Source organism: Planctomycetota bacterium (assembly GCA_016207825.1).
Lineage (GTDB): Bacteria > Planctomycetota > MHYJ01 > JACQXL01 > JACQZI01 > JACQZI01.
The window spans coordinates 1-24950 of sequence record JACQZI010000002.1; the positions used below are offsets into that span (position 1 = coordinate 1).

Consider the following 24950-nt stretch of genomic DNA (forward strand, 5'->3'; position numbering starts at 1 on the left):
GTCCGCATTGACATCTCCTGCACTAAGGGACATAATATAGCCTAAACCTGTACGCGACCATTTGAAAGTCCCGTCATTATCCATAGCATAAACCTCTCCGCCGATATTTCCCCCCGCAAATTCATATTCGGCATCCCCGTCCAATTGACAGGTTACCAGGTCATCAAACGAGCCGGGCGCCATTACCACCGGTGGCGGATTCGCTGTAGAATAACTTACATACCAGTCGCATAAAACCGGGGTTTTATTCGTATCTGTGGCAACAAAATTCGCCCGGAGTTTTATCTGCGGGTAGGTAGAAGCATTTACCACTTTCAGGGCAAGATTATCGCCGGATGCCACTGAAGCAATAAGGTTATTAGCTCCATCCAGGACATCAAAGTTAAGGGATGTATCAACGGGGGTACTATTACTCATATACCAAAAATCCATTATTACATCGCCGGCCGCGTAAAGGTCAGCCGCGTTAACCGTATTTATATCAAGCCGTAAGGCGCCCACTGAATTTAAATTAGGCGTTCCGTTGATAGCTTCGGGATTATTAGTATCAAGCGAAACGAGATTCCAACCAATTGCCAACGATGCCTTGGGTGTGCTCTTATATACATACCATGCCCAGACGGGATAGGCATTAAACAAGAAAACCTCAACACTGCTAACCTTATTTAGCGTAGTCTGGTCTTTAATATATAACCAAACCCTTATGGTTTTGCCTGTCAAATTGATTGCCGTAATATTTTTATACACGGAAAAATCAGTAATACCCGCATTAGTTTTTGTTATATTTATCGCATTCACCTTTTCTTTATAAGTAGTATTATTAACACTGACAATTCCCCAACCATTAACCCATCCGGCAATGGCCTCGCAGCTATCCACCGTTTCCCCATAAGTAGCAGTAAAAACACCCCAGTAGGAAACACCGGCCGGAGCGATATTAGCAGAAATATAAGTCCCATTGGCGGCGTATGGTGCAACTCCATTGGAAAGTACGGCTTCGGTATTATCCGTAGTTGTTACGGTATTGGAAAAAGCTCCCGAAACAAAGGATGTCTCTGCCCATTCATCCGCTAAGATATTACTAACGACCAAACCGAACAAAACGGCAAAACCAACAACAAAAACAGCCTTTTTTATTATCATGTATATCTCCTAACGCATTACACGCAACAACAACAGCAGCCAGCGCCACACCCATCGTCCCAGGCTGCCCAAGTATTACCCCAACTCCAGCTGACAGTATTGGTATGTGTTCCTAAGCGGCCCGGAGCAGTCGGGTCGAAAACCATATCCACAGTATTGGTATGGCTTCTGGCAAACACATCGGCTCCCATTATTCCACCCAATAACCCAAGTGTCAAGCCACCGATTTTTATCACTTTCCCCTTGCTGATACCGCCTTTTTCACTTTTAATAAAATTAATAAGCTTCCTTTTTATCTTCCTTTTTTTAGACTCTTCCATGTAATAATCTCCTTTTCTTACATAAAAACGCGATAGCGAAAGACCTATAATCTTTCCATTTTAAGTATACTTGATTACCATTCTGTTGTCAACTTTTTTTATGAAAAGCGGAAAAATATTTAGCAAAGCCAATTATCAAGCGGCCACGCCGTTTAAAATCTAACGTCTAACAACTATTCCACCCAACACATCCTGTTCATGGTTATATCCGGATTATGCTTTTCCCTAACAGTATTACGGCAATATTGTTTAACCGGGCACAAGCTGCATTTTTTGAATTTATCAGCATTCTTTTTGGCTGGCTCCGTTTTTTTCCACGATTCGTAATGTTTCTGGAAGAAAAGCGGGTTTATTGTTTTTCCCTTGGTGATTTCATTAATCTTAAGAATGGGCTTTTCTACGGCAGATGAACGATAATTTTTATGGGTTATGATTTTTTTGTATTCATCCAAACGTCCCAGTTCATAATAGGCGCGGGCAAACAAATGATGGTATTCCTGAGGCGCGATAATCTCATATTTAAAATTGCAATCCCCGGGCAGTTTATCAAAGAGATTGATTAATCTGATTAAAACATCACGATACTCCAAAGGAGTAAGCATTTTTGACCTAAGTTCAGCTCCTTTTCCTCCTGGCCATAGTAATCCAAAAGTAAAAATATTTACCTGTTTATCTACAAGCAAACTGATGCAATCTTCCAGTTCATCCGAATTAATGCGGGAGAGTGTAAAATTTATCTTGGTTTTTATCCCGGCTTTTTTAAGATGCCTTAAAGCCAGCAAGGTTTGCCTGAAATCCCCGCGTTTTCTTATGTCATCATGGGTTTTTTCCATCCCGTCTAGGCTTAGAGAAAAGAAAGAAATATCAAATTCCTTTAATTTAACCGCAATTTTAGGGGTGATTTTCAATGGGGTACCTGCAACGCCGATTCTGTCAATAATACCGGATTTTTTGTATTCGTAAGCCACTTCAAGAATATCGAAAAAATCTTTTCTTTGGAGAGGGTCGCCTCCGGTAAAAGTTATCTGGCCTATAAGGTTATTTTTAAGAAGGAACGTTCGGAAGCTTGCCAGTATTTCAAGGCAATAGTTGTAAGAGATATCTTTTTTAAAATACCTGCCTGCCCGGTTGCAATGCTTGCATTCACCTTCGCATTTATTAGTAATCGCCCAGCGAAATGAATATCCGGTGCGGTTTTTGCATTCTGATAATTTTAAATTTTTCATCATTCCACCCAGCACATTCTGTGGGGGCCGTAAATACTTCCCGGTGTATGATGGACGCACCCGATACCCTGCCCGCAATAAACCACCGCCGGGCAGGCACGGCATTTGGCAAATTCCGCTTTTTTCTTTTCAGTGTACGGCACATCCTCAAGTGACCTCAACAAATCAGATGATTCGTAAATTTTACGGAAGGAATCCTGCGGAACGCGCCCTATTTTTATCGGGATAAGCCTTCGGAGATACACATCGCCATCCGGTAAAACCGCAAAAATAATTCCTTGCTCATTAGTTTCCGGTGCTTTGTCCGCTCCCCTAATCTTAAGATATTCATTCCACCTGCCCAGTTCATAAAAAAGCAGGGAGAATAAGTGGCCACCGGCAATTATTCCGTTCTTAAGGTTTTGGTGTTTACCGGGAAGCGAATCAAGCAGTCCAAGTACATCAATCAAAAGTTTCCTGTATTCTGAAGGCAAAAGCAGGTCGTTTTCAAGATTACTGCCTGCCCCGACCGGCGTAATAGGGAAAAACACAAACTTCGAAATGTTTTCCGAAATAACCCTACGGATAACATCGAGTAACTCTTTGGCATTAGCGCGATAGAGGCAAAAAGCGGCATGAGCGGTGATGCCAACATCATGAAGGCATCTGAACGCGTTTATGGTTTTCTTAAAACCGCCCGGTTTACGGATAAAATCATGAGTAGTTTCAAGCCCATCAATATTTAACCGGCAAATGATATCAGGGGACAATGATTTCAAACGGCGGGCGATTTCTTCGTTTATATAGTCGGGGTTGCATAAAATCCTGATATTCTTGATGGCGCCTGACCGTTGATATTCAGCGGCAATTTCAAGGATATCCATGAAATCTCCGCGCAAAAGCGGGTCACCGCCGGTAAAGGTCACATTGGCATTAAGCGGATAAGCCTTGCTGAATTCGCGATAAGAGTTGAGTATTTTCAGGCAATCACCATGAGAAAGGTCTTTGTGTGATGTCCCGTCTTTTCGGAAACAGAATTTACAGTTATTGCCGCATTCGGAAGTAATCTCCCAAAAAAGATAGCATTTTTTATTTTTTGGAATCCGCTCCGCTTGTGGAATTTTGCTGTTAATGGGATACATAATATTTATGCATAACACAATTTCACCGCACAGTCAACTGTTTTTTACGGCATCCTAAGTACAGCAAATCACAATAAGGTGTCCGAAAAGTGTCATTGCGAGGGAGTCCCGCAGGGCGGGACGACCGAAGCAATCTCATATTCTCCGCATAAAACAGAGATTGCCACGCTCCCCCGCCGAAGCGAGGTCGCTCGCAATGACGACATAGAGGAGGCTTTTTTGGACACCCATTTATGATTTACGGTACTAAGACTTCCTGCTCTTTCTACTGTTACACCAGGCATTTATTTCAAAATAAAACAATCTTTAAAGCCAAATGGCTGTTAAAACACAGCCGATCCTGATTGTCCGAAAACTAATAACCCTTACAAAGGCTTTAATTCTTCAACCCCATTAAATTCTATATAATTAATATCCAGCCCCGAACATTTTTTTATCAGCCGGCAGCCATAGCATTTATCCGGGTGGTTTTTTCTCATATCGATGACGGGTTCAACAAGATACCTCCCTCTTTTTATATACCCCAAATAATTATTAGGATACCTGCGGGCGGTTATCGATTCCGGTGCGATGCATAACGGAAAATCACGCAGCACGATATTCAGCTTTTTCTTGCGGCTTATTTCACCCGTTTTTTTAAGATAAAGCGCGGCATCGCTGTGCTTCACCAAAATACCTTTATTCTCCAGCGCGCGACCCTGGTATTTTGCGGAAAATATTTGCAAGCCGAGCAGGCTGTCGCCAAACCCGGCAAATATATATTCGGCAAATTCCGGCAATTCTTTGTAATTATGGGCGTTGCAAACGCAGTTAACATAAAATCCCCTACGCCTTTCTTTTAAAAATGAAACCGTCTTAAGAATATCCTGGTACGAACTCTTGCTTTGCGTGAGTGTGTTGTGAATCTCCGGCTTATGGGAATGCAAGGATATTACGAGAACATCGATTAAATTCACGAGCTTTTGCAAATTATTTAATACCGTGCCGTTGGTGGTCACCAATATCTTCAGGCGCTTTTTACGGCATAATTTCATAACATCTTCCAAATGACCGTATAAAAAAGGTTCTCCGCCGCCAAACCAGATGCCTTTGATGTGTTTTTCGGCTATACCCATGTGAATCAGCGACTTAATATCATATAATGAGTAGAATGATTTAAATGGTTTTAAACAGAAAAGGCATTTTTGGTTGCATTCATCTGAAATCCCGAGATTCAGTATCGCATATCTGTCAAAAGGAAAACTCATGTTTATAATTTACCACGTTTCCCCTGAAAAGTCAATTAAGATTATGGAGGATTTAGTGAGCTTCCTGCTTTTTATCAACAGGGGCTTGTACAAGACCTATAAGATTTTTATCACCTACAAGGAAAGGGGCGGCTCCGGATTTACTGTCCAAAGCCACCCCCACTGTTCGCTGACTACCGGTTACTGCCTACTAAGTGATTACACCTGGCTGACTTTTATATCAAGATACAACTGCTTGTTCTCCTTGATAAAGTCAACATGGCTTGCACCGCCGGTTGTGAAGCTTTCCAGCCCAAGAGACGGATCGACATAACGCTGGACTAACTGGTTCACCGCCGTATTGACGGAATCAATCGTGGCATCATCCAGGTTCGACCGCAGGACCAAGCCGCCGGCTTTGACCAGCCTTTGGTTAAGAGCGGCTCTCAAGTCACCCTCTGTCCCGATGGGACAAATCCTGAAAGGACCGCCTTCGGCGGTGTCGCCGGAACGCAGTTCCCTGATGATTTTGGCATCACCCGAAAGCCAGAAACCAGCGATAGCGGCCGGCCCGCGTCCCTGCTTTTTGAACCCGGTCAAAGCAAGCGTCCGTTCGCCGATGCCTTTCAGGAACCTGCCAAGCCCCCGCGCCACCCGCTCCTTGTAATTTGCCGCGTCATTATCAAACATGAATTTCCAGTTCTCCTTGAACTTTTCATAAGCACGCTTGATATTCGCCGCAAACTTGGAGGTAATGCCGGAAGTGGTCAGTCCCTTTTTGGAGATATAGCCCGGGTTGGGATAGGATTGGTATTCCTGTTCCGCCCGTTCGGCTATAGTGTTCAGGTAGGCTTCGCCATCCGGGACACGGTTGAGCATGTGGTCGTTTATCCGCCCCGCTTTGCCGTCCAGCCCCTTATTCCAGTATTCACCTATTTCGGCAGGCGCTGGCGCGGTGTTGTCTATGGGCATTTTCAAATGCGTTTTTGGCATACCCATTTTTCTCACCCCCTTTCCCGTAGGTCCCCCGACGTAACGTCGGGGGGATATTTCATTAATTTAATCCATTCGCCGATATAACTCCCTTTCACGCGCGCTAAAGAAAAGACACTTCGTTACACCTGATTAACGAATGGAAAATAAATTCCAAATTTCAAACACCACTTTCCAAATAATCACCACACTTTAAACTCCAATAATCAAATGGTTTCTTTGGAGTTTTTCCTGCTTTCCAGCTCCAGGAGCAAATCCCAGTAGCTATTCCGGAAGCCTTCGTGTGTGCCGTATTTTTGGGCAAGTTCGTCCCACATCGCAATCATCAGCACTTCCACGATTTGCGGCCGCAAGGATGGCGTTTCCTCATCCAGCCTGAACAAAGCTTCTTTAATTAGGAAGGCTTCCGCCTTATCGCGCGGCAAGGCGTCTTCACCCTTTGCGTAACTGAAGAAAGCCATCAAGGCATTAAGGCTTCGGAATTTCTTAAGCTCCCGGACTTGGATTTTCACCATTTCAAAGCTCTTTTCGTAAAGCTTGCGTTCCCCCATCAAATGGATGGAAAGGTATTCGTAGGTATCCAATTCGTTCCCGATTAGGTCGGGACTCCACTGTCGTTTCGCCGGTCTTTTCATAACTCTCACCTCCTTCACGAAAGTTCGCTCCGCGTGTTTAATCATTCAATGGTTCAATAGTTCTCTTTTGAACATTTGAACCTTTAAACCCTGGAACTCCATCAAGAAATCTATAGATTTCGCCGATGGGAACCACTCCGGCCATTGTTGTTACTAATTGGTCTTGGTATAACCTGACCCAAACCGCAATACCGATTAGCTCATAAGTTGAACGGTTCCCGTCTTGTGACGGGACGTCGGTTCGCTTTGCGAACACTCCGCCGCCGGAATTTCCCGGCAATATAGGTGCGGAAACTTCCCATGAATCGACCGCAAAGGCGCAAAGGTGACCGAAAGATGGGCGAGGGGGTAAACCAAGAGAGCAACCCACCGCCCAAACCGGGGCAAATAAATATGGTGTATAATCTTTAGGAGCAAGCTTCGCTGAATAAATATCTTTAACACGAATGTCACCAATATTACGAATCACACGAATAAGAGCTAAATCCTTTCCAGTATCAGTTAAAACAATAGAAGCCCTTAGTGTTTCCGTATCTTGATGGCTATAATCATAAAATGTAACGTCCACGCTTGAATACTTCCCTACAACATGCGCGGCAGTAAGTATGTATGTTCCTGTTGAACTAATGGACTGATGAACCAATGAACCTGGAATGATTACACCCGTTCCTCTGCCTGTTATTGTCGTAATCATTACAGCAGGTTTGAGCATTTCATCATACTCGCGCTGGTAAGGATTTTTGCCTTCGGGCAAAGGCCGAATGATGATAACATCAGACGGCAACTCCGGAGGTTTAGTTACCCAGGCCGTAAACAAAATGCCCCATATCCCCAAAACCAATATGATTATTAGCCTTCTAAATCCGGTTAATCCGTTAAATCCGCGGTTCCTCATATCTTCACCCTCCTTGAAAGGACATTCGCAATTCTGAATTCGCCATTCGCGATTCTCCATTAGTTTTGCCTCTCAATATCAAGGTGATTATTACGCGGTTTGTAACTTTTGGGAATGCGGTTTTTAGTCCTAACTCCAGGCATGGCAAGGTGATAAAAAATTTTTGCAATTCCGGCTGTAGTGTTTTTTTGTAAATTTTAGGTGGGAAAAGGAATACCCTAATTAAGGCTGGAAAGGAAATCTATCATGGGTTTTTTGATGTATTTACCCAGGAAGTAATATATACAGCGTTTTGTCTTATTATGCTTCTTATAAATCTCCTCAAAATCCCAATCCATATCGTAAAGCGCCAGGATGATATCCCAGTGCTCCCGCTCGAAATTCCGCATGAGGTGAACGACCAGCGATATGCTCTCCCTTAAGGAAAACCGCCTGAAAGAACCGTCTTCCTCTTTATGGACCAGCCACTTATAATCGTCCCTGAAAATACGGATCATATGCCTTAGCTCATGGCTTTTGATGCCGCACTTACACAGTGTTACATGCCATTTAAAATTATTGTCATCAAACGACTGGAGCCTTTTAAGGTAGGCATCTTTGGGCAGGTGTAGATAGATGCGCGCCAGGAGATAGACCATCTCCTTTACCGTGAAAGGCTGTTTTTGGTACGCAGGTTTCCCGTGGAAGAACAGGTTATCCTGCCCATCCTGGCAAGGGGAATCATCATACGAGCCATTGCCGTCATAAAAGCGGTGCGTGCACCATTTCGCGTCACCTTCTTTCCGGCCCGCCGAAAATGCCCCGTTTTTTACGGGGTCGGGCCTCCTCCGAATTAATCATCGGAGTGGTGAATTTAACGCTTTTCCCTTGTTTTGGGCTATCAAACCACGGGATTTTAAGCTCTCGGTCCTTCTATAATATACTACAATAAAAATGGTGAAAAGTTTTATAAATTTTACGAAAAACGAAAAAATATATTCGCCGGAGGCAATGGGGTTCTTCTTTCCCTTATAGGCGACTGGAGGTAGGATACCTCCTCCCCCTGCGCATCCGACGAAGCGTAACCCTGCCGATTGCCGGATAGTTTTTCAAAACGTTTTAAGGTGTGTGCGGGCCAGGTGAAAAGATAGCTCCTGCCGGATGTAATGGGTGTATTCGGCAATAGCAAAAGGGGAATTCGGCAACTGAGAACCGGGTAGGGGGAGGATACCCCCTCTCCCCGGCTGTCCGGCAACGGGTATTTTACTGGTTGGCGGAAAATCAGGTGTTTGCGTTTACAGAAAAGACGTGGTGACTGGCAAATAGGGAGGAGGTATCCTACCCCTATACCCCGTGGCAGGAAAAAACAAGAAATTATTGATATTCATATAGCTAATGTCCGCCTCTCTGGGTCATTCCCGCCCCGCTCCGCTTCGCTACGGGGTTCACCCTGAGTGTTCTCCTTGAAGGGACACCCGATAATAGGGACCTTCGGCAGAATGGAGCGAAAGCGGGAATCCAGGAAACCACGGATTTGGCTGGATTCCGTGTCCCGCCAGAAGCGAGGCTCGCCAAAGGCGGCAAGCACGGAATGACAATCAGAAAAAGTAATTAGGACATTAAGTATGTTAGTCTCAATAGTTAATCATTTAATTTTAACTTTATGGCTTAACCAGGCAGGTATTTTGATGTTTTTGATAGGATTAAATTCATTGAAATCGATTGTTTTACTGTAAGAATGCCACCTAATTCCGCGAATTCCGAGGGACTATAGCCCATTTTCATTTACAAAGGTCTTTATTTAAGCGAAAATTAATATATGAGCGCTAACAGCCCAACTTTTTGGATTAATCCGCGGATTTGTGCAATTGATTAAGCCGTGATGAAAAACATCAAAACTCTATTTCCGCCTTTCGGCGAAAGGCAAACTTCCTTATTTTTTCGTGATAATCCAAAATAGTTTTTTTGTCCGTTCGGCAGAATAAAGCCGCCCAATCTGAAAAGAGTTTTTCTTGGTCGAAAATATATTGCCCCTGATATTTCCGTTTGATTTCGGGATGCGCCATCAATTTCTCAAAGCAACCAGAGCCCGGGTCTATTTCCAGTAGTTTTACGTAAAACTTTGATTTGGGATATTCGGAAATTTTACTGGCGAAATCGTAGTTTTTCTGAAGGCTTTCTTCGGTTTCCCCTTCTAACCCCAGAATTAAATAACTATTGCTATAGAGCCCTGATTCATTCAGCAGCCGTGTCGCTTTTTTGTTGTCCTCAGGGGTCGATTTTTTATTGGCAAGCTTTAGGACTTCCGCGTCATTGCTGGTAAAACCTACATAGGCAACGGCTGTTCCGATGTCTTTAAGCAAGGAGATGTTTTTTTTGTTAATCATTTCAGCCTCGCATGAAACGACATATTTAACATAATTGGTTTCGCCTTCTAATATTTTTTTGCGGTATTTTTCCAGCCATGACGGAGAAGAAAATATATTTCCGGAAACGTCCCGGATAAGATTAACGCCCCATTTTTTAGAAAGTAATTTCCGTTCTTCAACCGCAATTTCCGGTTTTCTTAACCTTAATCCTTTGTCTTTGACACAGCAAAAACTGCACTTTTTGTTCATTCCGATTTGGTTGATGCAACCTCGCATGGAAAAAGTAGCCAGCATCCGTATGCGGCGCGACTCCAAGCTTTGGATTTTAAAATAATCTTCCGGATTGACGAAAGAATAGTCAAGCGGGGGAAAATTTCTGATATCGACCTGTTTTAATTCGTTTGTGTGGATTTCACCTGTTTTATACCTATATGCGATATTGGGAATATCGGGAAAAGCTGTTCCTTTTACGATTTCCACTATTGCTTCTTCACCATCGGAACGCACGATTATATCCGCTTCCAAGCCGCCAGAAAGGATTTCCCTGTATAAATGGGTAGCGTGTATTCCTCCTAAAATAACGGTTCCTTTGGGATTTGCTTTTTTTGCTTTTGACACCAGTTTCAAGGTGTTTTGTGCATTATACCCACGCATATTGAATCCATAAAAAGACGCTTCTGGGTCGATTTTGCCGACCATAGTAGGATAATCTATGATTGCGCCATCCGTAATTTCTATTTTGACGCTTTTTCGAAATGCCGACTTTAAACAATTGGCCAGTATCAATAATCCTAAATTGGGAAGGGCATTGGTTGGATTAAGATCTTCCTTATCATGGGGTGCGAAAAACAGCTGTATCTTTTTCATCATTTCAGGAACGCCTCAGCCACGAAGGCAATTTACGGTATTTTATTGGTTTAAGTTCATCCAAACCAAAAAACCTTTCATAAGAGCGCCACACTCCCCGGCAGAGATTGTCCGCTTCACATTCCTTGCAGGATTCCGGTTTTACACACGGAGAACGGGTTTCTTCAGGTATTGCGCAGATGTCAATTTCGGTTCTGGGCGGACCGACCATTTCGCCTATTTTAGGCTCCCTGTAAACAAAAGGTAAATAAAATCCCGGGTTAGGGAAAATACAGGGGGGGATGCGGTATAACTTTATATTTTGATTATAGGAAGAGCCGATATCAAGCGCTTTCATAATATACGGCTTGGCGTCGGTGAGCCTGATAAAGGTTTTTTTACGGTTTGACAGCGCGCCGGAAACCATATCCAGCGATTCCATCAGGAGCATATTAGGGCGCGGTAATTCTTCGGAAATAAACCTTACTGTTTCAGAAAGCGATTTTATGGTGCTTTTACATGCCAATATTTTTACGTTGATGAGCAATTTATTCCCTTTTCCCCTTAATTCCATCAGGTTTTTTATGCCGGCTAAGGTTTCATCGAAACTGCCTTTAACGCCGGTAAAAGCGTCAAAGAGTTTTCTGTCTGAAGAATGGAACACGATAAAAGGCTCGCGCAAACCGGATTTAATCGCTTCTTTAGCGAACTTTTTATCGGCAAATTTACGGCCATTGGTTAAAATACCCAGCCAGGTGCCTGTTTTTGCCGCGTATCGGGTAATTTCAAGAAAATCCGGATGTATAGTCGGCTCTCCTCCGCTTAAGGTAAGTGTATTTTCCCGGTATTTATCAATATAGCTTTTTACTTCGTTAAAGGGTAATATCCCGTGTTTTTTCCAGGCAGGTGGTGACGGGCAGGAAATGCATTTATTGTTGCAGTTATAACATATTTCCAGGTTAACGAAACGGGAAGAGCATTTAGGCATTTATTTTAAGCTCCTTAAGAGTGTTTTACACCCAGGAAGCCCGGTTTTTTCAGAATTTTTATAGGTTTTAGCTCATGTAAACCGACTACTTCCTCATACGATTTCCACACACCCGGGCAGATATTATCTGCTTTGCATTCCTTACACCAAGGTGGTTTTACTCCTGTTCCGTCCAATTGCGAGTTTTCTATGTAACGCTTAAGACCAAGTATATTATGGTTTTCCTGTTTGTTACAGATCAAAAGGCGATAATAGGATTCCGGATTAGGGAAAATACAGGGCGGGATGTATCTTAACTGTATATTCTGGCTGTTTTTTATGCCGATAGTTACGGCTTGGCTTATCAAGGGTGCGGCTTGGGTTAAGCTAATCAGCGTTTTACCCTTGTTTTCCTCGGCTGAACAGACGATATCCATTGCTTCCAATAAAATCGTATCCACATCGGGAAAGTTACGCGCGATGAACCGGATAGTTTCCGGCAGGTCTTTTACGGTGCTTTTGCAGATGAGTATTTTCAAAACAATACTTATTGGGTAACCGCCTGATTTTAATCGGCAGAGATTTTTCACCCCAGAAAACACTTCGTTAAAACTGCCTTTGGCGCGGGTGAATGCTTCATAGGATTTCTTGTTGGATGAATGAAAGGCAATGCAGACATCATCAAGGCCGGCTTTGACTGCGTTTTCGGCAAACCAACGGTTTGCGAATTTCCTGCCGTTGGTCAATACGCCGACTCTTGCGCCGTGCCCGTGTGCGTATTGGACGATTTTGATAAAATCAGGGTGGATGGTCGGCTCACCGCCATTGATATTGACTACCGAACCGTAACCGGTGTTTTTATCAAGATATTCTTTTAGTTTCTTAAAGGGCAATATCCCTGCTTTCTGCCAGGAAGCCGGGCAGGGGCAGGAAATGCAGTTGCTATTGCAAATATAACAAATTTCTATGTAAGAGCGGGTGGTCATATTATTTTTATACAATAAATTAACGAAAAAGTCAATAATGGTTTTTAAAGCCGTTGGGAAGCAATGAGTGATTCAGCGGATTAACGGTCACACCAGATAAAACAGCGTCATATGCCTTAAAACGTCCGTTAATGTATTCCTCGAAATGAGTCACTTTTTCTCTCAATGTTTTATAGGCGTTTTTACCTACACTAATGCGCTTGGCTTTATTTTTAATAATACGGGAGAGTTTCGTGCTTAGCTCAGACATTTTGAGGGGATTGACAATGAAGGTATTGTAACCGTCCTTTAATGAGTTCTTAAAGGGGAATTTACCCGCGATTTCCTCGCTCAGAAGCGTACAAGCTCCCGTGGCAAAGGATTCCCTGTATAATACCGGCTGGTGTTCTTTTACCGGAAACTGGTTTTCCAGATGAATCACGCAGGAAGCGCGTTTTATCAAACCGGGCATTTTCCACGGAGGCAGGAAAGGAATTATTTTTGATTGCCTCAGGACATTGGGGTATTTACCAAGGTGTTCACGGAATTCGCCTATTAATTTACCGTTGGTAACGAATAGGATAAAAAATATTTCTTTTATCTTTTCCAGCGCCGTTACAAGTTCAAAAACACCTTTATTCCTGCTTGTCTTGCAGGCAACCAGTAAAAGAGGGATATTTTTGTCTAATTTGCCTATGCCCAGTTCACCCAGGTTAATGGGCTTTGCATCGGAGTTAAAACAGTTCGGATTTACCTGGTAAAAAGGCGCGGCGTAAAACTTGCCCGGAGCAATACCCAAATTTATCAGTTCGCGATGTAAATTTCCTAATGTTATAACTCCATCAACATTCTTGAAAAGATGTATAAAGGCGGTCCGGAAAGAAGGGCGGCTGAAAATCTTTCTGGCATCGCTTCCGGCGGTTTGCAAAAGCTGCCGGCGACCGGTAAACATTTTTGACAGGTAACCGGCAAATCCGTAAGGTAACGTATAAATAGAATGTATTATTTCACAATCATATTTTTTAACAACTTCCACGGCTAAATTAGCCAAACGCACAACCATGGCATCTGTATGAGGAATAGGGACTACAGAAAGAATATCTTCTTCCGGCAGGTTATGAACAAAAACATTTTTAGGCTGGTAAAAAGCTTGTTCCGCCTGCTTATCCAAATTCAACTGTTCGCGGTACATCTCCTCTACAAGAAAAGCGTTGGTTACAATATGGACTTGGTGCCCCTGCTGTCCCAAAGCGCGCGCAAACCAGTAGGTATGCGCCGAAACACCACCGGCAATAGGCGGGTATTTACCGATAATACATATTTTCATATTATGAGCATTAATTTTAACATAATGAATAATGTCGAAGCAACAATAAAAGGAGCAAAAGGAAGCGGTTTTTCCTCCACTCTTATGGGCACGTAAAATTCCGGCTGCGTTCCGGCTATTTCTTGCAACCGGCTGATGTTCGATTCGGTTAACCGCGCTGATTCTTTGAATAATATCTCGGCGCCCTTGGGCGTTTTGAATCCTATCATGACTTTATCCTTACCTTTATACAAATTTAAGCCTAATTCCATATCCGCTTTTAAATCGGCAGCTTTAACGGGAAAAATATGCGAGAAAAACTCCAGTGTCTTGTAAAAATTGAAGAAACAGACGAATCCAAACAAAAATAAAAGCCCTGAAAAGGAAAAATGAGAGCCTGTTATTTTTATGATAAGGAGCAATATGAAAGAAATAATGCCGTAAACATGCGATGATTTTCCCCTTTGTTTAATGTAATCGCCGATTTTCCCCCTGAAAGGGTTGAACAGCAAGTGAGAAAGCATGAAGATTACAATGGTTCTTAACATAATATTTACGTTGATAGGCATAAGCAAGGCAACGGCGGATATCATTATCAACTGCAAAATCCGCGTAATGGATAATGTGCGTTCTGCGGTTTTTACAAGTGTGTTTTTGATTGCTTCCTTAAAAAATTGCCGCTGAAAATAAACCTCAAGAAGCAAATATGGAAACATAAGGCAATAACATATTGACAAAGGGATAAGGATATTCAGCGTTATTACGTAAACAGAATGGAGAAGATTAATGGTAAAGGGCAAGAGATTAATTGTGGAGGCGATAAAGAGTTTTCCATCGCCTGCATGCCAGAGTTCAAAGAAATACGCTCCTATGCCCATGCCGAAAGCTATCCCGAAAAACAACGGTATTTCTTTGGCTGCCTGAGGGTTTTCCTTAATAGTTAAGAAATTGACAAACAACCCAAAAACAAGCATTCCAAGAAGCGGAATATTGGGTATTTTTCTCCTAGAGATGTCCGTATATGAAAAATATACGCCGAAAATAAAGGTTACAGACAGGATGATAATGTTTCTTATGAGTAACGGTTCCATTCATTTCCGGTATTCATTTTATTTACTTTCAACCGGATAGATATTATATTTTTTCAGGGTCAATTCATTATCAAATGTTTTCTTAAATGCATCCAGGAACTTCTTTATTTTTTTGTCTGATTCTATCGCATTGTCCCATACTATATAACAAGGACTGACGTAAGGGTATTTGCCGGATTTAATCGCCTCTTCATCCAAAGGTGAGATTCCGTCAATCTTTAATGTTTTCACCTTGCTAGTGTTCAGCTGGGTTTGGTCCGTTATGATAACAATCCCAAGGCTGTTTTTATCTTGAGAGGCTAAATCAATGATTTGGCCGGTAGAACACTTCATCGTTATCGCCAGGGGAGGGGGAATTTTCAAATAAGAATCAAAAAACCTTTTGCGTAGAGAATAAACAGTGATTTTCCCTTTCAGGTCAGTAGAGATTTCAGACCAGTCGGTTATTTTACCGGAAAGTATTCCTTTTAATTTTTCGGAACTCATGTTTTCCATATCAGCAAGTTTGTCAGAGACGATCAATCTGTTCGGGATTATACCGATAGGATAGTAGTGAAAGTTTCTTTTCCCCAGATAGGCTTTCAGGTATTTGCTGTTCGAATAAAAAAGAGTAATATCTGCCTGGAGCACTGAAGACGCGCTATCATCCGGTTTAATCATGGCTTTGAAATCAGGAAGCCCGGCATCTTTACTGATTTTCGGGATAAGCCCGCTCACAGCTTTTGCCATGTCCGGCAGAACAGCTAAAATTATATCTGCCTGATAAATCTGTTGTTTTTCCAGGATATCTTTTTTAGCCAGATAAGCGGAAAGTTCCTGAAAAAAAACGTGTTCGGCGATTTCCGGTTTCCAGACAAGGTAGCATGCGATACTGTAAGGATATAGCCCGTTTATCAGTGTTTCGCGGGTAGGCAATATTCCGTCTATGCTCAAGATGGTCAGATTTTTCAGGTCGGATTCAGCTAGCTCCACCATCGGAATAATTGCCAGACTGTTTTTATCCTCGCTTAGATGCTCTATTATCTGCGAAACCGGTTTTTGGCTTACTTGGGGCTGTTCAGAAAAATTTAGCCATGCGGACACATTATGCCTGAAAGTTGCGTATACGGTTATTTTTCCGCTTGCTTTCGGGTTTATTTTTGACCAGTCATCCGTTTTACCTGAAAGAATATCCATTAATGAAGTCAAGCTTAAATCTGTAATGTTTTCCTGTGCTGGTTTTGCGGTTATCACCGCGATAGGGGTTAGACCGAGTTTCTTATATGGGTAAGTTTTTTCGGGTAATGCATCCTGTTTGGTATTGCCGACCATAAGAGAACTTATGAATATATCGTATTTTTTTGGGGGTATTGTTTCTAAGGTGTCCATGATATTCTCTTTAGGCTCTATCCGGACGGCAAATTTACCCTGCTTAGCGGAATCTTTTTCCGCCAATATCTTGAAAATATCCGAAGTGATTTCTTCAAAGTTTTTTTTCAACCCCGAAGGAGCGGATATTCTGATTAAAGGCATCTGCTCTTCCGATGAGTCCTTATCATCCGCATGAGTAAAAACCATGGCAATCACCAAGAGCATCAATACGATGAGTGAAGCCGCATGTTTCTTCATAAAAAACTCCTATGTTAATTGTAATTATTTACTGATAAAGGCAATAATCCGTTTTTTCTTTGTTCGGCAAAATCGTTTTTCATGTATTTTCCGCATCGCCCGTAGAATACAAACGGCCCTTGCTGGCCAGTACGCCAGAGTTTTCCGTCATCTAAGGGAATCTTATCAATATGCCCCACTATTTGCGGATCGCGCGGGCAGCCGATGATATAGCCTTCAGAATCAACGGATATGCCGTTCCATCCGATGGCGCAACCTCTTTCAAAACCGCAAACTCCGCGATATTCTTTTTTTAGCATCCCGATTACGGCCAACTTAAAAGTTTCCCATTCTGCGCGTGATAGAACTTCTAAATCAGGATTGAACGGTGCGTATGGGGTAATATGAGGGGTTGCATTATATTTTTCGCATAATTCCAGGATATATTCTATGTTAAATCTATTTTGCTTTGATACGGTAAATGATATTTGTCTGATAATATTGTTTTTGGCCAGGATATCCAAAGCTTTTAATGCGATATCAATTTTACGCCCGCGTATTTTAGGATATGTTTTTTTATCACCGTCGATGCTTATCTGGACAGGGAATATTTCAAACAAGTCGCGGCCGCGCTTTAAGAGATCTATATTTTTAGGGACAAGCAATCCGTTGCTGCTTAAGGCAACATAGTTAAAATACAATCCGCTTACTTTTATTTTGCTGATCATGGTTATTATTTCCGGTAACTGTGGGTGGAGAAACGGCTCGCCTCCCAAAAGATAAATAGCCCTGTGCTTGAAATCAGCGGCACGCCGGACAGACAAAAACTGCCGGCACATTTTTTCGATGACCTCAAGCGTCAGATAAGAGGATTTTACGTGTTTGCTTTTATTTTGGTTATAGCAGTGTTTGCAGGCGAAATTGCATTTTCCGGTAATCTGAAGGTTAAGCAAAAAACGCGGTTTAAAAGAAGAAGGTGCGGTCTGAAAAGATTCCATCTGATAACATTTACTCTGTTTTTTGATATTGATCTTTCTTTGCGGGTAACATCTTTGGTAGCCGGATAAAGCAAACAGAACAAAACGCTCCGCTCTTCCGGATAAACCTTTCAACCTGATATGAATATCCGTATCCGGTTGCAGTTTTTTTACGAAGTCGGCGAAATTCTTTCCGGAAAGAGTTAATTTCTGATGAAAAGAAGCGGTTGGATATAATTTATATTGAGGAGTAATCATAAGAAAATTTATTGCCGCTGTTCCGATGATTCTCTTTTTGTGATATTAGTAGCGGCGGTCCACCATTCCAGTAAAGTATCTTTATGCTCGCCCATTAACAGATTCATGACGTATTGCAATTGCAGCTGCCGCAATTTACAGTGAAAATCACGCTGTTTAATTGGGATAAACCCTTCTTTGCTTCCCGAAGAGCGTAGAAGGCACGTTCCGCAATAAGGAGCCCAGATGCATTGGCGGCAGGAATTAACCAGATTGCTTAACCCGCGCAGGCCCTTGGTTTTTTCAACTAAATTATCATAAGTCATGTTATATACGTCTCCGATTATGAAATCTTCCCCATAACCGCGCGAAGCGTCGCAGAAATATATATTTCCTGATGAATCATAAGATATTTGGTTAATACCGGCTCCACAGGGACTCCTAAAGCACATATAATCACCTCCGGTAGGGCTAAGCAATCTTTCCAAAATAGTTGTAATTGAGCCTTCTTTCATGGGGATTCCCTGTTTTTCATAAAGATTGATGCAATAGTCAACGCCTTGTTTCCAGAATTTATAAAACTCCTCGGGTGAATAACCTATTTGCTTCCAGTTAGAAATAGCCACGCCGCAGAGATTTAGCTCCCTAAGCCTAATTGTATAAATTTTTTGCTTCAGGTATTCGTCAATAATAGCTTTTGCTCCGTATTCCAGTGAATATCGAGTAATGGTGGTTAGAGCATGTATTCTCTCATTGAATCTTTCCCTGGCATATTTTATCCACTTAACGACATTATCATAACTGCTTTTATTGCCGAGCACACGCTGTTTATCATGCAGAGATTTTGGCCCGTCCAGAGACGTGAACGGTTTTATGCCTGATTTTATGAGTTCATCAAAGATTTTTACGGTCATATTGGATAAATTCGTTGCCATGCGACAGAGTATTTTTTTATTGCCTTTATTTTTCCCCAATTTTCTGACTATATATATGACTGTCTTAAGATTCAAGAGAGATTCGCCTCCTTGAAACTCTAAGGCAAGATTCCTGGATGGGACAGAAAGAATAAAATCAGTTATTTTATCGGCGGTTTTTTTCGACATGTTTGACGAACTGCTTTTTTCTTCTTTTGGCGAGGCGGAGTGGCAATAAATACATTGGTGAGTGCAACGGTTTGTAACAACTACAATATGAAGCGTAACAGGTTCGCAAAGAAATGAATATCTCTGGCGCACCCCTGCTTTTATAAGGTCAAGATTATTTTTAGTGATAATAATGCCTTCTTCATCAAGCCTTTTATATAACTCCGAATTTTGTTCGGCGCGGCCGGTCATCATAAGGTTATATTCCTCCGGCGTCAATATATCCCAGGCGCCCGAGATAGTGCTGACCATGTATTTGCCGTCTATTTTCTTCGCCATCACGTCTGCTATGTAGTTTGCCATATTTTTTTTCTTATTAATTAAGAAACCGGGAATAGGGTAAAATTGCTGATAAGGGCATCATTAAATAACACGGCCATTTCCTCGAGGTCGGCCTTCTTTGATTTAGGCGTCAGGGTTATTTCATAGGCATCCTTGCAATTTTTAATTCCAGCCTTGCACTCACCGCTTAGCGCCTCTTTCGCGCCTTCAATCATGCCTTTGGTATAAATAGCCTTCTCCAGAGAGATGATAACTTTCCCTTTCCCTATGACGTAGTTTTTAAAATCACTTGCCACTTTTTTGCACTCCATATAAAGCTGTCGCAATCAGCACTTTCCTCAATTCATCATTCTTGGCCGATTCCTGGTAAAACATCGCGTAATTCACCAGCTGGTCGTTATATTCCTTGGCCAGCTCTTCCAGGTTTTTAGGAGTGGGTTTCCCTTCCAGAGGGGTTAATTTAATCACATATCTGCCGTTTTCCCCTTCGGCTTTCCCGACAATGATGTGCGCCTTCCCCAACATGGCGTATGCCGCAGCCAACGTTGTTTCTTTGCTGTAAAGGGATGCATCAACATTTATGATTACCGATTGTTTACCTAATGTATAATTTCCCATCTTCTTCCTCCTTTTATATTATCATTATAATAAAAGATTATATTTTGTCAAACCTTTTATCTGCCGGATGCTTATTCCATCTTACCGCTTAAGGCTATTCGCTTGGGGCTTTCTCAACTACGATGGTGCATTCGCCGCGCACGGCTTGCTTTTCCATCCGCGCGATGACCTCATCCAGCGTCCCGCGGATAGTTTCTTCATACAGCTTTGTCATTTCACGCCCGATAACCGCCTTCCGGCTTCCTCCAAAACAGTCGCACATTTCTTTCAGTGTCTTGACAAGCCGGTACGGGCTTTCATAAAACACCATGGTGGCATTAGACGCGTTTGCATCAAGCAATCTCTTATGTCTCTTTGATTTCTTTAGGGGCAAAAACCCCTCAAACAGGAAACGGTCGGTCGCCAGTCCTGAAACGGAAAGCGCTGTTACAGCCGCACTTACTCCGGGGATTGGAATGACCTTGATATTATTTTCCAGGGACTGGTTTATCAGTTCGTAACCGGGGTCGGAAATCAAAGGCGTCCCGGCGCTGGAAACCAGCGCAATATTTTCCCCGTTAAGCAGTTTCTCCATGATTATACCCTGCTGTTTAAGCTTATGAGGAGTAGATGAGGTATACCATTTATGTTCGGTATAGCTGATTAATGGCTTTTTTATTTCATATCGCGCCAATAATTTAAGGGTGGTATTCACGTTTTCACTGGCAATCGCATCGACTTCTTTGAGTATGCGTAAAGCGCGTAATGTGATATCTTCCAGATTGCCGATAGGCGTGCTGACAATATATAATATGCCTGGCATAGAATATTAAATTACCAGAATATCGGAATATCCCCGATGTTCATCGGGACTCCGCTTCGCTACGCAGAGTATCAGATTTTTGCCGCGGGATTATTTCTTGCCGATTTTATTTACCGCTAAAGCCAAGCGGCTTTTAAGGCGGGAGGCCTTATTTTTATGGATTACCCTGCTGCCGGCGGCTTTATCGAGGACCTTAAAAACACGCCTCAAGGAAGAATAAACCGGCCCCAGATCTGCTTTCGCACCAGATTTTTCCGACTGGTGCTTGGCAATAGTCTCGCGGATAGACCTCATGGCAGTTTTTACCCGGCTTTTGACTTGTTTGTTAAGAAGTTTTCTTTTCTCGTTTTGCCTGGCCCTTTTTTGTGCTGATAAAGAATGCGCCATGTTTTAATTTCCTTTCTTGTGGTTTAAGACTATAGTCCTAACCACTGAAAATCTGATTAAAGTTATCGTGGAACGATTTTCTTGTTTTTATGCAAAATCCTTATATTTTTCCACTTTCTTTGAAGCGTCTTTATAATTAAAATCTATTTCCAGTATTTTCTTGAATTCTTCCACGGCTTCTTTGATGTTCTTGTTATCCTCATAAGCCCGGGCTAAAAGATAACGCAATTCCTTGGTTTGCTCCGTGGTTAATGCACCGGCTTCCAATGACTTTTTAAACTGCGTGATTGCCAGGTCATAGTGTTTTTTCCTGATGAATGCTTCGCCCAGGTATCTATAGGAAGCAACGCGCCGTTTTGGGTCGCGCGCGGCCATCTGGAATTCGGTGATTGCCTCGTCTATTTCACCGGCGGCATAAAGGGCCGTGGCCAGCTGGAAATGGAGCGTCATATCGGTCGGATGCGCCTTCACCCTGCTGCGATATTCTTCTATCTGGAACTTGCGTTTTTCCGCCTTAAGTGCGTCTGCCTTGGTTTTCAATGCCTGGTTATCCGGATTCATGGTCGCTTCTTTCTGCAATTGGGCAATTTCCTTGTCAAAATTCATTATTTTTATATCCCCGATACGCATCGCAAGCATCCCATCCGAAGGGCTGATTTTAGCGGCTTTCTGGTATGTTTCCAAGGCTTTATCATATTTCTTTTTCTGTATATACAACTCCCCTATTTTCTTCAATGAGACAATATTCTGCGGGCTGTCCGGATTTTCGTCAATGATTGCTTCCAGTCTCTTTATTTCACCATCTACATCGCCTTTTACGAGCTGGCCGGCTTTTTCGAGTTCCACGGCTTTATCCCTATCCTTTATGACATCGCGCGATGATTTGGCAGTCGCCCATCCGCCTCTTTCGATGGTAGTCAGCGCCGCTAAATCTTTCATGGCGCGCGGAGCATCCGGATCGGACGGGTTAAGGGAAAACACCTTGCGGTAACATTCCATGGCTTTTTTGACATCTTCTTTGGAACGGTAAAGCTCTCCCAGCGCCTTAAGCGAAGGCAGATGGTCGGGGGCCAGGCCAATGATTCCCTCGTATTCACGGATAGCGCTGTCCACATAGTTCATCTGGTATAAAACGCTTGCCAGCCTAGTCCGCCCCCAGATACTGATCGGGTTTTTCGCCAGATATGCCTCACAGGTGTTTATTACATCGAGTGTTTTCTTGTTGAGCAACCCGTAGAAAAATAATTTCACCATTGGGATGAACGCGGATAAAGCCGCGCCGGTCCCGTTCGGAATACTGCCGGTTTTTATTTCGTAGCTCTTTACGATGCTTGCCCTGATAATATACCTCGCTTCGGCATGCGACGGGTCCATTTCCAGAATATGTTTGGATAAATCGATGGCGTAATCGTAGTTTTTCTTATCAAAGGCTTCCTGGGCCTTGCTGAATATTTTATCTATATCAACCATATTTCTTTCGTTTTAACGTATTAAATAAGATACTATAAGCCGATTTTTTTATTCTGTCAAGTAAAAACAAAACTCTTGAGATTACAAGAGATTTAACGGGTCGATATCCAGCGTCAGTCTTATTGACTTGGAAGTGCTGTTAAAATCTTTCCGATAAACATGATAAAGTTTATGGATAAAATCGGCGGTTTTGGATTTAATTACAATCTGCCACCTGTAATGATTCTTTATCCGTTCCCAAGGGCACGGAGCGGGGCCTAATATCTCAATATCTTTGTCATCACCGATAAATTCTTTTATCTTCCCCGCTAATTGTTTTCCGTAAACTTCCGTTTTGGCTTCATCTTTCCCTTCCATCAAAATGCGCAAAAGGTGGCTGTAAGGCGGGTAAAGAAAAGCTTTCCGGTATTTCAACTCCTCAGCCGCAAATGAACGGTAATCATGACGGCTGGCGTGGATAATGCTGTAATGCTGGGGATTGACTGTTTGGACGATTACCCGCCCGCCTTTTGCTCCCCGGCCGGTCCGGCCGGCGACTTGCGTAATCAACTGGAATGTCCTCTCTGCCGAACGGAAATCCTTCAGGTACAATGCGGTATCCGCTGAAATTATGCCGACCAGAGTGACATTCGGAAAATCCAGACCCTTGGCAACCATCTGCGTCCCGACTAATATATCGGTTTCGCCTTTCCACAATGCATCAAGAGCTTCTTTACCTGACTGGCGCAAGCGCATGATATCACTATCCACCCTATTTATTCTTGAAACCGACTTGGTTTCTTTAGGGTTAAATATTTTATTGATATATTCCTCCACCCGTTCTGTTCCGCTGCCGAGTTTTTTCAGGTTCGGATAGGCGCATTCGGGGCAAATCTCCGGCAAATCCGTTTCCGTATTGCAATGATGGCATATCATCCGGTTAATCTTTTTGTGATAAGTCAACGCCGTCCGGCAATGCTTGCACCTGACTATATGTTTGCATTTCGGGCAGGTCACCAGCGTAATATACCCGCGCCGGTTAAGGAACAGAATCACCTGCTCTTTTTCTTTAAGCGATTCCTTGATGGCCAGCTCCAATGGCTTGGAAATAACCAGCGTATTATCCTTCTCACCCTTCTGCTGGGTCATATCAACTATTTCGACTGCCGGCAAGGGGCGGTTCTCGATTCTTTCCGGGATCTCAAGGTAACAAAAACTTCCGGTTTGCGCGAAATAGTATGCTTCCAAAGAAGGCGTGGCGGAACCGAGAATAACCGTTGCTCTTTCAATTTCCGCCCTTTTTACGGCGACGTCGCGCGTGTTATAGCGCGGCGTGCTTTCCTGCTTGAATGAGGTTTCGTGCTCTTCATCAATCACAATTATGCCAAGATTCTTGGTCGGGGCGAATATTGCCGAACGCGCACCGATTACCACGTCGATCTCTCCGTTCCTGATATTATGCCATTGCTTGGCTCGCTGCCCCTCTGTCATGTAACTATGCAAAACCGCGATACGATCAAAACGACGGCGGAAACGGCTGACGGCTTGGGGTGTAAGCGAGATTTCAGGCACCAGCACAATCGCCTGTTTATTATTCTTTATCGCTTCGGCTATTACCTGGAGATATACTTCGGTCTTCCCGCTGCCGGTAATGCCGTGGAGCAAAAACGTATCGGACTTGTTTTTGGCGAGCGAATCTTTTATCTTGCTTATCGCATCAGCCTGTGCAGGTGTCGGAGGAAACGGTTGTTCCTTGGTTACAGAACCGGAAAGATATGAATCAAACAAGATATCTCTTTTTTCCAAGCGCACCAGTTTGGCGCGCTTTAGTGAATTAATCGGAGAAATGCTTATGCCAAGCTTTTTCTGTATTTCCTGAAATGACAGTTCTCCTCCACTGGAAATCAAAAGATTCAGGATATGCGCCTGCTTTTGGGCCTTAGGCAATCGTTTAAGTCTATCAATTTCCGGGATTATTTTATCCTGGGGCATATCTAATGCGACAAATATTCCCTGTCTGACCCCGCTTTCCTTGCGTACTCCCGCAGGTAATGTCGCCTCCAACGCCTCGCCCCAGGAGCACAGGTAATAATCAGCAATACATCTGGCAAGTTTCAGTATTGGCTCGCTTATCGGCGGGATATCCTCGATAACACCACTTAGGAACTTTATTTTATCAGATGGAATATCGGTCTTATCCGCTAAAGCCACGCAATAACCGGTCTGTATGCTGTTTCCAAAAGGCACCACCACTGCCTGCCCTATCTTCACCTTATCCTTAAGGTTATCAGGTATGCGGTAATCGAATGTCTTATCAAACGGAATCGGGAAAACTATTTGCGCATATGTCATTATAGGCTTGCCCCGTTAGAAATTTTATCCTCTAA

The 24950-nt window shown here is 43.0% G+C and carries 23 protein-coding genes; all 23 read right to left on the minus strand.

Going from position 1 to position 24950, the window contains the following annotated elements:
* On the minus strand, window positions 1-1143 hold a 1143-nt coding region (locus tag HY811_00080; GenBank protein MBI4833208.1), incomplete at its 3' end, for a hypothetical protein.
* A 17-nt stretch (window positions 1144-1160) separates the two neighbouring features.
* Entirely contained in the window at window positions 1161-1463 is a 303-nt protein-coding gene (locus HY811_00085) for a hypothetical protein (protein ID MBI4833209.1), read from the minus strand.
* A 173-nt stretch (window positions 1464-1636) separates the two neighbouring features.
* Window positions 1637-2692 carry a radical SAM protein gene (locus tag HY811_00090; GenBank protein MBI4833210.1) on the minus strand — a complete coding sequence of 352 codons (1056 nt, stop codon included), beginning with the start codon at window positions 2690-2692 and terminating at the stop codon, window positions 1637-1639.
* Window positions 2689-3810 (minus strand): radical SAM protein, encoded by a 1122-nt coding sequence (locus HY811_00095; GenBank protein MBI4833211.1) that lies wholly within the window; start codon window positions 3808-3810, stop codon window positions 2689-2691. Before HY811_00095 ends, HY811_00090 begins: the two co-directional genes overlap by 4 nt.
* A gap of 365 nt (window positions 3811-4175) precedes the next feature.
* Window positions 4176-5057, minus strand: a complete 882-nt coding sequence (locus tag HY811_00100; GenBank protein ID MBI4833212.1) for a radical SAM protein — start codon at window positions 5055-5057, stop codon at window positions 4176-4178.
* A gap of 198 nt (window positions 5058-5255) precedes the next feature.
* A complete protein-coding gene (locus HY811_00105) occupies window positions 5256-6035 on the minus strand; it encodes a hypothetical protein (GenBank protein MBI4833213.1) in 780 nt (259 codons plus the stop codon).
* Between the two features lie 200 nt (window positions 6036-6235).
* Window positions 6236-6664: a hypothetical protein gene (locus HY811_00110; GenBank protein ID MBI4833214.1), complete on the minus strand. Its 429-nt coding sequence runs from the start codon at window positions 6662-6664 to the stop codon at window positions 6236-6238.
* Window positions 6665-6701: 37 nt separating this feature from the next.
* Complete coding sequence (locus tag HY811_00115) at window positions 6702-7559, minus strand: trypsin-like peptidase domain-containing protein (GenBank protein ID MBI4833215.1); 858 nt, start codon at window positions 7557-7559, stop codon at window positions 6702-6704.
* A 218-nt stretch (window positions 7560-7777) separates the two neighbouring features.
* Complete coding sequence (locus HY811_00120; GenBank protein MBI4833216.1) at window positions 7778-8197, minus strand: hypothetical protein; 420 nt, start codon at window positions 8195-8197, stop codon at window positions 7778-7780.
* A 1233-nt stretch (window positions 8198-9430) separates the two neighbouring features.
* The gene (locus HY811_00125; protein MBI4833217.1) at window positions 9431-10777 is read right to left on the minus strand and encodes a B12-binding domain-containing radical SAM protein; all 1347 of its coding nucleotides are present in this window, start codon (window positions 10775-10777) and stop codon (window positions 9431-9433) included.
* A 1-nt stretch (window position 10778) separates the two neighbouring features.
* Entirely contained in the window at window positions 10779-11741 is a 963-nt protein-coding gene (locus HY811_00130) for a radical SAM protein (GenBank protein ID MBI4833218.1), read from the minus strand.
* A gap of 14 nt (window positions 11742-11755) precedes the next feature.
* Window positions 11756-12706, minus strand: coding sequence for a radical SAM protein (locus HY811_00135; GenBank protein ID MBI4833219.1), 951 nt, complete (start codon window positions 12704-12706; stop codon window positions 11756-11758).
* A 31-nt stretch (window positions 12707-12737) separates the two neighbouring features.
* On the minus strand, window positions 12738-14012 hold the full coding sequence (locus HY811_00140) for a glycosyltransferase family 4 protein (GenBank protein MBI4833220.1): 1275 nt from the start codon (window positions 14010-14012) through the stop codon (window positions 12738-12740).
* On the minus strand, window positions 14009-15082 hold the full coding sequence (locus tag HY811_00145) for a prepilin peptidase (protein ID MBI4833221.1): 1074 nt from the start codon (window positions 15080-15082) through the stop codon (window positions 14009-14011). The genes HY811_00140 and HY811_00145 overlap by 4 nt, the downstream gene beginning before the upstream one ends.
* 18 nt (window positions 15083-15100) lie before the next feature.
* Complete coding sequence (locus tag HY811_00150; GenBank protein MBI4833222.1) at window positions 15101-16690, minus strand: hypothetical protein; 1590 nt, start codon at window positions 16688-16690, stop codon at window positions 15101-15103.
* 14 nt (window positions 16691-16704) lie between these two features.
* Window positions 16705-17904 (minus strand): radical SAM protein, encoded by a 1200-nt coding sequence (locus HY811_00155; GenBank protein ID MBI4833223.1) that lies wholly within the window; start codon window positions 17902-17904, stop codon window positions 16705-16707.
* An 8-nt stretch (window positions 17905-17912) separates the two neighbouring features.
* Window positions 17913-19328, minus strand: a complete 1416-nt coding sequence (locus tag HY811_00160) for a 4Fe-4S cluster-binding domain-containing protein (protein MBI4833224.1) — start codon at window positions 19326-19328, stop codon at window positions 17913-17915.
* Window positions 19329-19345: 17 nt separating this feature from the next.
* Window positions 19346-19603: a hypothetical protein gene (locus tag HY811_00165; protein MBI4833225.1), complete on the minus strand. Its 258-nt coding sequence runs from the start codon at window positions 19601-19603 to the stop codon at window positions 19346-19348.
* Window positions 19593-19925: a hypothetical protein gene (locus HY811_00170; GenBank protein ID MBI4833226.1), complete on the minus strand. Its 333-nt coding sequence runs from the start codon at window positions 19923-19925 to the stop codon at window positions 19593-19595. Before HY811_00170 ends, HY811_00165 begins: the two co-directional genes overlap by 11 nt.
* 94 nt (window positions 19926-20019) lie before the next feature.
* Window positions 20020-20727 carry a 16S rRNA (cytidine(1402)-2'-O)-methyltransferase gene (gene rsmI, locus HY811_00175; protein MBI4833227.1) on the minus strand — a complete coding sequence of 236 codons (708 nt, stop codon included), beginning with the start codon at window positions 20725-20727 and terminating at the stop codon, window positions 20020-20022.
* 90 nt (window positions 20728-20817) lie between these two features.
* The gene (gene rpsT, locus HY811_00180; GenBank protein MBI4833228.1) at window positions 20818-21114 is read right to left on the minus strand and encodes a 30S ribosomal protein S20; all 297 of its coding nucleotides are present in this window, start codon (window positions 21112-21114) and stop codon (window positions 20818-20820) included.
* Between the two features lie 87 nt (window positions 21115-21201).
* Window positions 21202-22584, minus strand: a complete 1383-nt coding sequence (locus tag HY811_00185; protein ID MBI4833229.1) for a tetratricopeptide repeat protein — start codon at window positions 22582-22584, stop codon at window positions 21202-21204.
* Between the two features lie 81 nt (window positions 22585-22665).
* On the minus strand, window positions 22666-24915 hold the full coding sequence (priA, locus tag HY811_00190) for a primosomal protein N' (protein ID MBI4833230.1): 2250 nt from the start codon (window positions 24913-24915) through the stop codon (window positions 22666-22668).
* Window positions 24916-24950 lie beyond the last annotated feature (35 nt).